This is a genomic window from Corynebacterium timonense, assembly GCF_900105305.1.
In the GTDB taxonomy this organism is placed as follows: Bacteria; Actinomycetota; Actinomycetes; order Mycobacteriales; family Mycobacteriaceae; genus Corynebacterium; species Corynebacterium timonense.
This window is the reverse complement of record NZ_LT629765.1, coordinates 1,762,825-1,775,377: the sequence shown is the minus strand read 5'-3', so window position 1 is coordinate 1,775,377 and position 12,553 is coordinate 1,762,825. Positions and strand designations below refer to the sequence as shown.

Below are 12,553 nucleotides of genomic sequence, written 5' to 3'. Positions count from 1 at the left end.
GTTAGCTGTACTCCTCCACGAGTCGGTCGAGGATCTCGTTGAGTTCCTCCTTGGAGCGCTGGACCTGAACGGCGGTGCCGCCCGAGTCCCGGTTCAGGGCCTCGGTGACCTCGTCGGACTGCCAGGCGTCGACAAGCGTCGCGTAGGTCTCGTTGTCGATGTCCTCGGCGCGGACGGTGAACACGTTGATGTACGGCTCGGCGAGCTCGGAGTTCGGGTCGTCCGCGGCGACGGAAGAGGCAGGGTCAATGCCGGAGCGGCCCAGCCAGTTGTTGTTGATGATGGCCGGCCGACCCTCGTTGTACGCCGACGGGGTCTGGGACGCGTCGACGGCGACGACGGTGACCTTCGAGGCGTTCTCGTCGATGTCGGACGGCGTCGGCGTCAGCGTCGGCGCGCCAGGCTTGAGCGTGACAAGGTCCGCCTGGACCAAGACGTTGATCGCGCGGCCCTGGTTCGAGGGGTCGTTCGGGATCGCAACCTCTTCGCCCTCGATACCGTCGAGGGAGTCGTGGTCCTTCCAGAACAGGCCGAGGATGTTGATCTCACCGGAACCGATGATGCGCAGATCCTTGCCCGTGGAGGCGTTGTACTGAGCCTGGTAGTTGATCGTCTGGAACTTCGATATCTCAATCTGGTCTTCGTCCAGAGCCGGGTTGACCGGCGGATACTCCGTGAAGCGGACGATGTCGAGCGCGACGCCGTATTCCTCGGCCTTCTTCTCAAACGCGGACCACGCCTCGAGGTCGGCGTCGGTTGTGCCTATCCGCACGGTGACGGTGTCACCGTCACCGTCACCGGAGGCGGAATCGCCGGACGCGTCGCCGGACTCGTTCGAGCAGGCGACGAGGCTCGTCGCGGCGAGGGCGGCCGCTGCTGCGGCAGCGAAATGGGTCAGTCTCATGTGTGGGTCCTCGGCGGTGGTGTCGGAATTACTGCTGGCTCTCCAGGCGCTCGAGGATGTCGTTGAGCTCGCCCTTGTCGCGCTGGACCGGGACGGAGGTGCCCTTCGAATCCTGGGCGACAGCATCGGTCACCTTCGGGTCGTGCCACAGCTCGGCGAGGCGGTTGAGCACCTCGTCGTCGACGCGGTCAGAAGTGGTGGCGAAGACGTTGATGTAGGGCTCGGCCTCGGGGGAGTTCGGGTCGTCCTGGAAGATGGCCAGCTGCGGGTCGATGCCGGAGCGGTCCAGCCAGCTGTTGTTGATGATGGCGGGGCGGCCCTCGTTGTAGGCGGACGGCGTCTGCGAGGCGTCCACCGGGACGACGGAGACCTTGGAGTTCTCGCCGTCGATGTCGGCGGGGGTCGGGGTCAGCGGGTCCTGGACGCCGTCCTTCAGCGTCACCAGGTCAGCCTGCGCGAGCACGTTGATCGCGCGGCCCTGGTTGGAGGGGTCGTTCGGGATGGCCACCTCTTCGCCCTCGATGCCGTCGAGGGTGTCGTGGTCCTTCCAGAACAGGGCGAGGGGCACGATCTCGGTGGAGCCGACGATGCGCAGGTCGTTGCCGGAGCTGACGTTGTACTCGGACAGGTACTTGATGTGCTGGAACTTGTTCACGTCCAGCTCGCCCTGCGCGAGAGCCTCGTTGACCGGGTTGTAGTCGGAGAAGGAGACGATGTCGAGCTCGATGCCCTCCTCTGCGGCGAGGTCGGAGAAGACGGACCACGCCTGCTGGTCGGCGTCGGTGGTGCCGATGCGGACGACGGCGGGCTCGCCGTCAGCGTTGTTGGCGGGGTCTGCCTGCTCCTGCTCGTCGGAGCAGGCCGTCAAGCCGGCAGCCGCGATCAGTGTCGCCGACGCAGCGGCGAAAGCACGGGTGAAGCGCATAGGGGTACTCCTTTGTCAGTCTGTGTCGTCAGAAGTTGTTGGCGTGTGCCAACGTACCACTCGGTGTACCGCTTAGTCTATTCCTTGCGGGCCGCGCCATTGCGCCGATTCGAACACAGTGGCGATATTGTGTAGAGTGGCCCCATGAGATTCAACGGCGGGGAGGTCATGACCTGGTCCCGGCTGGAGCGCATCCTCTCCAGCCGGCCCGGGCCTGCCCCCGTGCCCGTCGGGCACGTCCCGCCGCCCGCCGCGGCGGCGCCGCGACCGTCGGCGGGCAGCGTGCCCTTCGCCGAGCTGCACGCCGTGTCCTCCTACAGCTTCCTCAACGGGGCGAGCGAACCGGAAGAACTCGTTCAGCGTGCCCACCAGTTAGGCATGACGGCGCTCGCCGTGCTGGATAGGGACGGTTTCTACGGCGCAGTGAAGGTCGCGGAGGCGGCCGCCGAGGTGGGGATTGATACCGTTTTCGGCGCGGAGCTCACCCTGGGCGATCGTGTCCTGCCTGTGCTGGCGACGGGGCCGGAGGGGTACCGGCGGCTGTCGCGCATGATCGCCCGGGCGCACATGGACGCGGGAGAAAAAGGCCGCGTCTCCTACCCGCCGCTGGAGCTCATCGCCGACCGGCTTGGCGGCTCCTGCATTGTCGTGGCCGGGTGGCGGTGGGCCGATGAGATCGATCACCTGGTCGAATTGTTTGGAGTAGACCGAGTGGTCAGGGAGTACGAGGTGTCGCTGACGCCCGAGGACGCCGACCACCACGCGCTGCTCGACCGGTATCCGCACGTGCCGGCGATTGTCACGGCGGCCCCGGCCGCGGCGACGCGGGAGCAGGCGCGGGTGGCGGGGGCGAAGCGGTCACTGGGGCGTCGACAAGCACTCGATGCTGCCTACAGCGAGCTGCACCCGATGGGCGCGAACTGGCTGCGCTCCGGCGAACAGATCGAGCAGATGCTGCCCGGGGCGCGCGAAAAGATCGATGTCGCGCTGGCGATTGGCGCGCAGTGCGCCTTCACCCTCAACCTCGTCGCACCGAACCTGCCGCGCTGGGACACGCCCGCCGGCCACGACGAGATGAGCTGGCTGCGCCGTATCACGCTCGCTGGCGCGGAGGTCCGCTACGCCACGCGCCCGGCCGAGATCCGGGAGAAGGCGATGCGGCAGATTGCGTACGAGCTCGGCGTCATCGAGGAGCTGAACTTCCCCGGGTACTTCCTCATCGTCCACGACCTGGTCGATTTTTGCCGCCGGGAGAACATCCTCTGCCAGGGCCGGGGCTCGGCCGCGAACTCGGCGGTGTGCTTCGCCCTGGGCATCACCAACGCGGAGCCGATCAGCGCGGGCCTGCTCTTCGAGCGCTTCCTCTCCCCGGACCGCGACGGCCCGCCGGACATCGACCTCGACATCGAATCGGGCCGGCGCGAGGAGGTGATCCAGTACGTCTACGACACCTACGGGCGCGACAACGCCGCGCAGGTAGCCAACGTGATCACCTACCGCACCAAGGGCGCGATCCGCGACGCCGCCCGCGCGCTCGGCTACGCCCAGGGCGCGGCGGACGCGTGGTCGAAGGGCCTGGAGGACCCGCCGGAGGCCGTTGAACGCCTCGCGGCCCAGCTGAAGGGCCAGCCCCGCCACCTGGGCATTCACTCCGGCGGCATGGTCATCTGCGACCGTCCCATCGCAGACGTCGTGCCCGTGGAGTGGGCGCGGATGGAGAACCGCTCGGTGGTGCAGTGGGACAAAGACGACTGCGCCTCGGCCGGCCTCGTGAAGTTCGACCTGCTGGGCCTCGGCATGCTCGAGGCGCTGCACCACATGATCGACGTGGTGCGCGACACCACCGGCCGCGATGTGAACCTCTGGGAGCTTGACGTCACCGACAGCGAGGTCTACGACATGCTGTGCCGCGCCGACGCCGTGGGGGTGTTCCAGGTGGAATCGCGCGCCCAGCTGTCCACCCTGCCGCGGCTGAAACCGCGCCGCTTCTTCGACCTCGTCGTCGAGGTCGCCCTCATCCGCCCCGGCCCGATCCAGGGCGGCTCCGTGCACCCCTACCTGCGCCGCCGCGACGGGACGGAGGCCGTGGTGTACGACCACCCGGTGCTGGAGAAATCGCTGGGCAAAACCCTGGGCATCCCCCTGTTCCAGGAGCAGCTCATGCAGATCGCCGTCGACGCCGCCGGCTTCTCCGGCCGCGAGGCGGACGCCCTGCGCCGCGCGATGGGATCGAAGCGCTCGCCGGAGAAGATGGCGCGGCTGAAGAAACGCTTCTTCGACGGGTGCTGGCAGACCAACCAGATCGACGAGGAGACGGCGGAGAAGCTGTGGACCAAGATCGTCGCCTTTGCCGCCTACGGCTTCCCGGAGTCGCACTCGCAGTCGTTTGCGTCGCTGGTGTTCTTCTCGGCGTGGTTCAAGCGCTACTACCCGGCGCAGTTCTGCGTCGGCCTGCTGCGCGCCCAGCCGATGGGCTTCTACTCGCCGCAGTCGCTCATCCAGGACGCCCGCCGCCACGGCATCACGGTGCACCCCGTCAGCGTCAACGAGTCGGGGGTGGAGGCGCGCTGCGTCGACAACGCCACCATCCGCGTCGGGCTGAACCTGGTCAAAGGCCTAGGCGCCGCGGGCGCCGCGCGCGTCGAGGCCGCCCAACCCTTCACCGGGATCCCGGACCTGGCGCGCCGGGCGGACCTGTCGGTCGAGCAGGTCGCGGCGCTCGCGCGGGCCGGGGCGCTGGACTGCTTCGGCGTGGATCGCCGCCAAGCGCAGTGGCAGGCCGGCATCGCCGCCACCGAACGCGAGGGCATGCTGCCGGGCCTGTCCGCCATCGCCGCGCCCGTGCTGCCCGGCATGAACGCCTTCGAGCTCATGGCCGCCGACATCGCCGCCACCGGGGTCACCCCGGACGTGCAGCCCATCGAGCTGCTGCGCGACGCCTTGCTTCACGACGCCATCCTCACCGCCCACGACCTCGCCACCGTCGAGGACGGCACCCGCGTCCGCGTCGCCGGCGTGGTCACGCACCGCCAGCGCCCCGGCACCGCCGGCGGCATCGTCTTCCTCGGCATGGAGGACGAGACGGGCCTGATCAACGTTATGGTCTCGCCGGGGTTATGGAAAAGGCAGAAGGTGGTGGCGCGCACCGCGAAGGCGCTCATCGTGCGCGGCGTGGTCCAGAACGCTTCCGGCGCCGTCACCGTCGTGGCGGACAAACTCGAACCGCTGGTGATGGGGGAGTGGCTGTCCCGGGGGTCGCGGGACTTCCACTAGCGCGCGGCGCCTGTGCAATTCGGCGCCGTGTTATCCACAGGGGGCGGCTCCCCCTCGACCGTGCAGCATGCCGTACGGCACGATGCACACATGGGGTTTCACACAACGGGGGATGTGGCCGCGCTGCTGACAGACACGCGCGCACTGACACGGACAGATCACACGCTTCGCACGGACATCGCGCAGCACCGCTACCACTTCGTCGCGCCGACACAGGTCGTGCCGCGACCTGTGTGGGAGTCATTGCCGGGGTGGCAGCAGCACACCCTGAGGGCGCTCGCCACGGGGCGCAGCATGACAAAGGGAGTCCTTGTCGGGAGGTCGGCGGCGCGCGTTATGGGAATGCCCGTCGTAGCGATGAGCGCGGACACACCAGAGGTCGTGCTCCCGTCGGGCGGTACGCCGTCCCGGACAACCCGCATGCCCGGGGTGCGTTACCGCAGTGCCGGCATCGGGGAGGACGAGGTGCACGACGTCCTCGGTGTGAGGGCGACAACCCCCCTGCGCACCAGCGTTGACATGGCCCGCTACCACGGCTTTGTCGAAGGGCTCATCGCAGTCGACTGGCTCCTGCGCACCATGCCGATCACCCCCGCGGACATCACGTGGCAGATGAACCGTATGGGCCGGTGCGTGGGCAAAAGCACCGTTCGCCGGGTGCTCGCCTACGCGTCCGCGCTCGCGGAGTCGCCCCTGGAGAGCTGGTTCCGCGGAGAGCTCATCACGCGCGGCATCACCGGCTGGCGCATCCAGGCCCAGATTGGCGGGTTCCGCGTGGACTTTCTCTTCGACGAGTTTCTCGTTGTGGAGATCGACGGCCGCTTGAAATATGCGGAGGCCACGCACGAGGTCCTGATGAAGGAACGCGAGCGGGAGCGCGCCCTAATGAACCTCGGCTTCGTTGTCCTGCGAGTCTCGTTCGAGGACATGCTCCGCGACACGGACGGCGTCATGCGGATGATCGAGCGGGCCCGCGCTTCCCGTTAAAAACGGAACCCTAAAAAACCGCCGAAAACGCCGACATCCGCCGTTTTTTAGTGTTCTGTTTTTAGGGGGAAGAGCTATCCCCGGCGAACGAAAGGACCGTCATGCCCGCCGCCCACTACTTCGCCCGCACGGGCGCCGACACATTCGCCCCCACCATCCACTGCGAGGGCGCCTGGTCGCCCGAGGACTACCACTTCGCCGCGCTGGCCGGGCTCGTCGTCCACGTCGCCGAGCGCTCCCGCCCGGAGGGCGACACGAAGAAGCTGGCGCGGGTGTCCTACGACATCCTCGGGCGCCTGCCCCTGAAGGAGGCGACGGTGCTGGTGGAGACGATCCGCCCCGGCCGCAGGATCGAGCTGGTGCAGGTGACGGTGCAGCTGGAGGGGCGCAGCGCGATCATCGCCCGGATCTGGTACCTCGAGGCCTGGGACACCTCGGACGTCGCCGACCCGTGTGGTCAGACCTTCCCGTTGCCGGAGGACTGCGCCGACCAGCGCTTTTCCGAAGTGTGGGGCGGAGGATACATCCGTCAGCTCACCGGACGGAAGGTCACAGGCTTGCCGACGGGCAAGTTCTTCGCGTGGTTTACCTCCCCGGCCAAGCTCGTCGACGCGGACGAGCGCATCGCGCTGGCCGAGCATTTCTCCCGCATCGACACCGCCAACGGGGTGACCGCGAGGCGCAGCCCTGAGGAGTGGGCCTTTCCGAACGTGGACCTTACCGTGCACATCTACCGTCACCCGGAGGGGCAGTGGACCGGCCTGGAGGCCACAAACGCGTGGGGCCCTGAGGGAACCGGTGTGACCTCGTCGATCGTCCACGACATCCACGGGCCGCTCGGCCGCGCGGAGCAGATGCAGGCGCTGGGCAAGGTGTAGAGCCACAACCCCAAAAGCGGAACTCTAAAAAACCACCGAAAACGCCGAGATCCGTGGATTTTTAGGGGTCTGTTTTTAGGGTGAGAGAGGGCCGCCGCGCGGACCCGTACACTGGCTGCCATGACGCGAACACTGCCAAGATCGGCCGAGGAGATGAACCGGGTCTCCCCAAAACTGGTGGTCCCCCATTACCTCACGACGTTGATGTGGACGCTCATCATCGGCGGCGCGCTGGTGGTGGCCTACCTCATCTGGGGGAAATGGTGGCTGATCCCGTTGGGCATCGTGCTCGCGATTGCGCTGTTCAACGCGGTGCTCATCCCGCTGCGCGTGCGCGCGATGGGGTGGCTGGAGACGGAGGATGAGCTCGTCCTGGCGCGGGGCAGGATGTGGCGCTCGTTGACGGTCGTGCCGTACGGGCGCATTCAGTTCGTCGATGTCACGTCGGGCCCGGTGGCGCGCGCGTTGGGGATGAAGACGCTGGAGGTGAACACGGCGTCGACGACGTCGGTGTCGTCGCTGCCGGGGATTGAGGCGGATGAGGCGGACGCGTTGCGTGACCGCCTCGCGGAGAAGGCGCGCGAACGGATGAGCGGCCTGTGATGGAGCGCAGAGTCCACAGGTTGACGCCGATTATCCGGGGGTGGGGCATCGTGTTCGCCCTGGCTGCGATCGCCCTGGTCAACGGCCTGGAGCCGCTGTTCACGTGGGCGCGCGACGGCAACCTCGGGGCGGCCGTTCTGCTGCGCGGCCTGGGGGTGTTCGTCGCGGGGTTGCTCGTCTTCGCCGCGGTGTCGCAACTGTGGTGGGCGAAGATGGGTTTTGGCCTCGGCGAGGAGGAGGTGGGCGTCACGCGCGGGGTGGTGACCAACCACGTGCGCACCGTCCGCTACGACCGCATCCAGGCCGTTGACGTCGTTGAGCCGCTGGTGGCGCGCATCTTTGGGCTGGCGGCCGTGCGCGTCGAGGCGGCCGGCGGCGGCGACTCGGCGGTCGAGATCGCGTACGTGCCGAAGCAGGAGGCCGAGGAGCTCCGCGCGGAGATCATGCACGCCGTGGCCCGCGAGGGCGGCGGGGCCGAATCGGGGGCGGGCGACGCAGACCACGACGATGACGCCACCGACTACCTTGTCGAGCCCGTGCCCATCCGCCGCACGCTGATCGGGGCGGCGCTGCAGCTGGGCACGATTGCGGCCGCGGTGGTCGTCGCGATCCCGCTGCTCACGGACCTGACGGCCGGTGCGGCTGTGGTGGTCCTCGTCGGTGCGGTGCCGCCGCTGTGGCGGATGATCGACCAGTCGTGGCGCTTCCATTCGGTCCAGGGCGGCGAGTCGTCGGAGGTTCTTACGGTCACCTACGGGCTTGCTAATCGACGTCGCCAGCTCGTGCCTCTCGAACGCATCCACGCGGTGTCGCTGACGCAGCCCCCGTTGTGGCGCCTGCTGGGCTGGTGGGAGGTCAAGGTGAACGTCGCCGGCTACAAGATCGACGGGGACGGGGGCACGCTCACGCTGCTGCCCGTGGGCACGCTCGACCAGGCGCTGGCCGTGGTGGACGCGCTGAGCCCGCTGGACGCCCCGGCGTTCGAGGACCTGGATCCGGCGTCGGCGACGGTAGACGTGCGCTCCCCGCGCCGGGCGCGGTGGGTGTCGCCGCTGGACTACGCGCGCCAGTCGCTGACCATGAGCGGCGCGGATGCCGTCGTGGTCACGTGGGGCAGGGTGTCGCGGCGCTTCGCGGTGGTCGAGGCCCCGCACATTCAGGAGCTCACGCTGAAGCAGGGGCCGCTGCAGCGCGCCGCGGGGTTGGCTAGTGTCCGGCTCGATCTCGTTCCGGGTCCCGTGAGCGCGACGGTACGCGACGTGGACGAGGGGGAGGCCCGGCGGGTCGTCGATACGCTGCGTGGGCGCGTCCTTCCTGGGTAGGGCGCCCTAGACCCCGCCGGGGAAGCCAAGCTGGCGCCACGCCTCGTAGCAGGCGACGGCGGCGGAGTTGGAGAGGTTCATGGAGCGCCGGCCGGGGAGCATGGGGATGCGCACGCGCTCGGTGACGCGCGGGTGGTGGGCGTGCTCGTGGGGCAGGCCGGTGGGCTCGGTGCCGAAGAGGAGGGCGGCGCCGTCGCGGTAGGCCACGTCGTGGTAGTGGGTGGTGGCGTGGGTGGTGAAGGCGTAGATGGGGGCGTCGGGAAGCGATGCGAAGCACTCGTCGAGGGTGGGGTGGATGATGACGTGCGCGAGGTCGTGGTAGTCCAAGCCGGCGCGGCGCAGGTGTTTTTCGCTGAGGTCGAAGCCGAGCGGCTCGACGAGGTGCAGGGTCGCGCCCGTGCCCGCGCACATGCGGATCGCGTTGCCCGTGTTGGGCGGGATCACAGGATTATCAAAGATGACGTGGAGTGCGCACACGCGCTCCAAGTCTAGGATGGGGGTCGTGACTGCGAAGAAACTGGACGGCAAACTCTACCGCGAGGAGATTTTCGCGGACCTGAAACAGCGCGTGGCGGCGCTGAAGGACCAGGGCGTCACGCCCGGCCTGGCCACGGTTCTCGTTGGAGACGACCCCGCAAGCCAGAACTACGTGCGCATGAAGCACCGGGACTGCGACGAGCTCGGCATCGCCTCCATCATGAAGGAGCTGCCCGGCGACACCACGCAGGAGGAGCTCGAGGAGCTTATCGACGCCCTGAATGACGACCCGGCCGTCACCGGCTACATCGTTCAGCTGCCGCTGCCGAAGCACCTCGACGAGAACCGGGTGCTCGAGCGCATCACCCCGGACAAGGACGCCGACGGCCTCCACCCCGTCAACCTGGGCAAACTGGTGCTCAACGAGCCCGCGCCCCTGCCGTGTACCCCGAACGGATCGCTGAAGCTTCTCGAGCGCTTCGGCGTGGACCTCAACGGCGCCATCGTCTGCGTCATCGGCCGCGGCGTGACCGTAGGCCGCCCGATCTCGCTCATGCTCACCACCAAAAACATCAACGCCACCGCCGTCCTCTGCCACACCGGAACGAAGGACCTCGCCGCCGAGACGCGCCGCGCGGACGTCATCATCGCCGCCGCCGGCAAGCCCCACATGCTCACCGCGGACATGGTCAAGGAGGGCGCCGCCGTCCTCGACGTCGGCGTGTCCCGCGTCGACGGGAAGACGGTGGGCGACGTCCACCCCGACGTCTGGGACAAGGCCTCCTGGGTCTCCCCGAACCCGGGCGGCGTAGGCCCGATGACGCGGACCTTCCTCGTCCGCAACATCGTGGAGCGTGCCGAGCAGCTTGTGTAACGCCCCCCGGGGGCTGCCTCTTGACAACCCCCACGACGCCGACAACCCGGCCTCCCCGCTGCCCCTGTGGGCGCAGCGGGTGATGGTCGGGGTCTTCGTCGTGGGCTTCGTCGCCTCCGGAGTCTTTTCCGCCACCGAGCACTGGCGCCGCGCGACGTTCACGCTTGGCGCCGCGATGGTGTGGCTGGCGCTGATGCGGTGTACGTGTGACTCACGCGTCATCGGCCTTCTCGCCGTGCGCTCCCGCCGCTTCGACGCCCTGTTCTGCGCCTCGCTCGGCGCTGCGATGATGTTCTTGGCGGGCTCGGTGGACGCGCTGGGGAGTTAGGCGGCGTCCTCGGGATGGCGGGGCTCGTCAGGTCCCGGGCGGTGTCCACTTTCTGGGACGAGTGGTTTTTCTGTCGCGTCCGGCACGTCGTGAGGCGGGCGCGTAGATGTTGTCCCCTCCGCGCGCTCTAGCTTCCAGATTGACCAGGGCGACGTGTCGCCGCGGGTCAGGTAGTTGTATGCGAACGGGTAGCCATAAGCGTATCGATCGTCCCATTCGAAGTTGATTTGTCGCCCGTCGATGTCTTCGAAGCGATGGTCGGGGGTCCGGGTCCATTTTGCTCGTGGCGACGTGCATTCCGGGCTCCACAGAATTGCCCAGTCACGCTGTGGATCGGAATAGAGGCACTGACCCGATGAAATGTCGCGGATGAGCATGTAACCGTCCCCCGTTGTCCGTATCTCGAGTTCGTTGCTGAACGCAGGGTTTTCGTACTGGCAAGACACAGTCCAGAGGTAATAACCAGGATCAGTGAACAAGCACACTTGCCCGCCCCACGCGCCGGATGCCCCGCCGTTCCACCCTTTGATGTTTACGTAGTCGTAGTCGGGGACTGCAGCGCCCCTCATCCGTGTGTACAGGCTGGAGTTCAGGTTGGCCGGCGGAGCAGAGGGATCCGGTTGCGCCGTGGTGTTGAGGTAACCCTTGAGGCTCGCGTACAGGTCAATAGTGTCGGGGTCGTCGGAAGTAAGCACATTCGCCCCGATGGAGCGCAGCCAGTCGAGGTTGTCCCGCCAATCGTGCGCCTCCTGCGCGTACTGGGTCGGTCGGCGACGGTCGTTCAACACATAGCAGCAGCTGGAGTCCGCGTTATAGAAGGCATCAGTCGCTGGGATCGGACGCTTGTCCCCGTACTTGTTAGGGACGGTAAACCCCGCCGTGGGGCCGTCCGTGTACATCACGAAGGTTGGAACAGGAACGAAAGCGCCTAGCTTCTTTTCGTAGAAGTGAACGAGCGCGACGAACTCAGCGACAGTACCGGGTTCGGCGTTGTCCAAGGCGATCGACGCAGGAGCGTCGAACGGGCCGAAATTGCTGGTAGGCGTGTGAATCGTGTGGCCGAATTCGGATGAGTCCTTGATGACTACTTCCACGAAAGGAGCCCATTGCGGGTCCTCGGCAGCCCACGCGGCCACGGCGCGGCTGGCGTTGGACGAAAGGTGGAGTTCGGTGGGGTCGGGGATCTCTGGCCCTTCGTCGATCTTCGACGCGTTCCATGGCGCGATGACGGGCATGGCCATGACCGGTGAAGTAGCGCCGGCTGCCGCGACGCTGTCGCGCCACTGCTGGGGGGTTGGGTACTCCGACATCGGCATCTTCACCACGAAGCGCTTGAGAAAGTGCTGCTCAGGGTACTCCGTGTCTGCTTTGACCAGGATGTCGAGGGCGGTGCTGATCGCCGGGGTGTCCTTGACCTCGAGGTGGATGATGGAGTCGCTGGGGTTGTGCGCCATGAACTCGATGAGGTCATCCAGGCGAGGGACGACGTGATGGGTTGTCGTCCGGTCAGGCCGTAGCAGCGGCTTCGATGCAATGTCCGCATAGCTTACCTGGTTTACCGGCGGGTTCGGCCCCTCGTTCGTTTCCGGGTTGTACGTTGGCTCCAGCATTTTCCCGATATGGGTGTCGTGGAACAGGACGAGTTCGCCGTCGGATGTGAGCCGGATGTCTGTTTCAATCGCCGGGCGGCACTGGGCGAAGCCTCGTTTGAACGCCTCGATCGAGTTTTCCGGGACATCCTGGTTGAATGCGCCTCGGTGCTGGGCGCTGATGACCTTCCCGTTCGTCGCCTTATCGACGATCTGATCGTACTGCTCTTGCCACGGCAGGCACGTCGGTCCTTCCTCCGCGTTGCCATGCCAGGTATGAGCGCCGCTGAATATCAGCAACAGCGCCAGCACAACGGCCCCTGTATACACCGCGCCAGGAATGGTGCGTTTCATGAGTTTCCTCCTCGTTCGCGTCGACTGCCGTTCAGTCGA

11 protein-coding genes are annotated in these 12,553 nt (G+C 67.2%); 7 read left to right on the top strand and 4 right to left on the bottom strand.

Annotation, left to right across the window (positions count from 1 at the left end):
- Position 1: 1 nt before the first annotated feature.
- Positions 2–904 carry a MetQ/NlpA family ABC transporter substrate-binding protein gene (locus tag BLT81_RS08335; protein WP_019194300.1) on the bottom strand — a complete coding sequence of 301 codons (903 nt, stop codon included), beginning with the start codon at positions 902–904 and terminating at the stop codon, positions 2–4.
- A gap of 28 nt (positions 905–932) precedes the next feature.
- Entirely contained in the window at positions 933–1,829 is an 897-nt protein-coding gene (locus tag BLT81_RS08330) for a MetQ/NlpA family ABC transporter substrate-binding protein (RefSeq protein WP_019194301.1), read from the bottom strand.
- A 144-nt stretch (positions 1,830–1,973) separates the two neighbouring features.
- Here BLT81_RS08330 and BLT81_RS08325 point away from each other — a divergent pair, with 144 nt between their 5' ends.
- The 5 genes from BLT81_RS08325 to BLT81_RS08305 all read left to right on the top strand — a co-directional run bounded on the left by BLT81_RS08325 (position 1,974) and on the right by BLT81_RS08305 (position 8,892).
- Entirely contained in the window at positions 1,974–5,102 is a 3,129-nt protein-coding gene (locus BLT81_RS08325) for an error-prone DNA polymerase (protein WP_040421411.1), read from the top strand.
- Positions 5,103–5,192: 90 nt separating this feature from the next.
- A complete protein-coding gene (locus BLT81_RS08320; RefSeq protein ID WP_019194303.1) occupies positions 5,193–6,089 on the top strand; it encodes an endonuclease domain-containing protein in 897 nt (298 codons plus the stop codon).
- 101 nt (positions 6,090–6,190) lie between these two features.
- On the top strand, positions 6,191–6,967 hold the full coding sequence (locus BLT81_RS08315) for a thioesterase family protein (RefSeq protein WP_019194304.1): 777 nt from the start codon (positions 6,191–6,193) through the stop codon (positions 6,965–6,967).
- A gap of 120 nt (positions 6,968–7,087) precedes the next feature.
- Positions 7,088–7,570 (top strand): PH domain-containing protein, encoded by a 483-nt coding sequence (locus tag BLT81_RS08310; RefSeq protein WP_040421413.1) that lies wholly within the window; start codon positions 7,088–7,090, stop codon positions 7,568–7,570.
- Between the two features lie 20 nt (positions 7,571–7,590).
- Complete coding sequence (locus BLT81_RS08305) at positions 7,591–8,892, top strand: PH domain-containing protein (protein WP_231286624.1); 1,302 nt, start codon at positions 7,591–7,593, stop codon at positions 8,890–8,892.
- Positions 8,893–8,898: 6 nt separating this feature from the next.
- Here the strand turns inward: BLT81_RS08305 and BLT81_RS08300 are convergent, their stop codons facing one another.
- Positions 8,899–9,369 carry a tRNA (cytidine(34)-2'-O)-methyltransferase gene (locus BLT81_RS08300; protein WP_019194307.1) on the bottom strand — a complete coding sequence of 157 codons (471 nt, stop codon included), beginning with the start codon at positions 9,367–9,369 and terminating at the stop codon, positions 8,899–8,901.
- A gap of 25 nt (positions 9,370–9,394) precedes the next feature.
- Between BLT81_RS08300 and BLT81_RS08295 the strand changes: the two genes are divergently transcribed.
- Together BLT81_RS08295 and BLT81_RS08290 are read left to right on the top strand one after the other, a co-directional pair.
- Positions 9,395–10,243: a bifunctional methylenetetrahydrofolate dehydrogenase/methenyltetrahydrofolate cyclohydrolase gene (locus BLT81_RS08295; protein WP_019194308.1), complete on the top strand. Its 849-nt coding sequence runs from the start codon at positions 9,395–9,397 to the stop codon at positions 10,241–10,243.
- Entirely contained in the window at positions 10,224–10,571 is a 348-nt protein-coding gene (locus tag BLT81_RS08290; protein ID WP_407918956.1) for a DUF3017 domain-containing protein, read from the top strand. Before BLT81_RS08295 ends, BLT81_RS08290 begins: the two co-directional genes overlap by 20 nt.
- Here BLT81_RS08290 and BLT81_RS08285 read toward each other — a convergent pair.
- Entirely contained in the window at positions 10,568–12,514 is a 1,947-nt protein-coding gene (locus BLT81_RS08285) for a glycerophosphodiester phosphodiesterase family protein (protein WP_019194310.1), read from the bottom strand. The genes BLT81_RS08290 and BLT81_RS08285 overlap by 4 nt on opposite strands.
- Positions 12,515–12,553: the final 39 nt, after the last annotated feature.

What these genes read in the sequence shown, in the direction of transcription:
- BLT81_RS08335 (WP_019194300.1), bottom strand. Translation starts at nt 904, where the DNA reads ATGAGACTGACCCATTTCGCTGCCGCAGCAGCGGCCGCCCTCGCCGCG.
- BLT81_RS08330 (WP_019194301.1), bottom strand. Translation starts at nt 1,829, where the DNA reads ATGCGCTTCACCCGTGCTTTCGCCGCTGCGTCGGCGACACTGATCGCG.
- BLT81_RS08325 (WP_040421411.1), top strand. Translation starts at nt 1,974, where the DNA reads ATGAGATTCAACGGCGGGGAGGTCATGACCTGGTCCCGGCTGGAGCGC.
- BLT81_RS08320 (WP_019194303.1), top strand. Translation starts at nt 5,193, where the DNA reads ATGGGGTTTCACACAACGGGGGATGTGGCCGCGCTGCTGACAGACACG.
- BLT81_RS08315 (WP_019194304.1), top strand. Translation starts at nt 6,191, where the DNA reads ATGCCCGCCGCCCACTACTTCGCCCGCACGGGCGCCGACACATTCGCC.
- BLT81_RS08310 (WP_040421413.1), top strand. Translation starts at nt 7,088, where the DNA reads ATGACGCGAACACTGCCAAGATCGGCCGAGGAGATGAACCGGGTCTCC.
- BLT81_RS08285 (WP_019194310.1), bottom strand. Translation starts at nt 12,514, where the DNA reads ATGAAACGCACCATTCCTGGCGCGGTGTATACAGGGGCCGTTGTGCTG.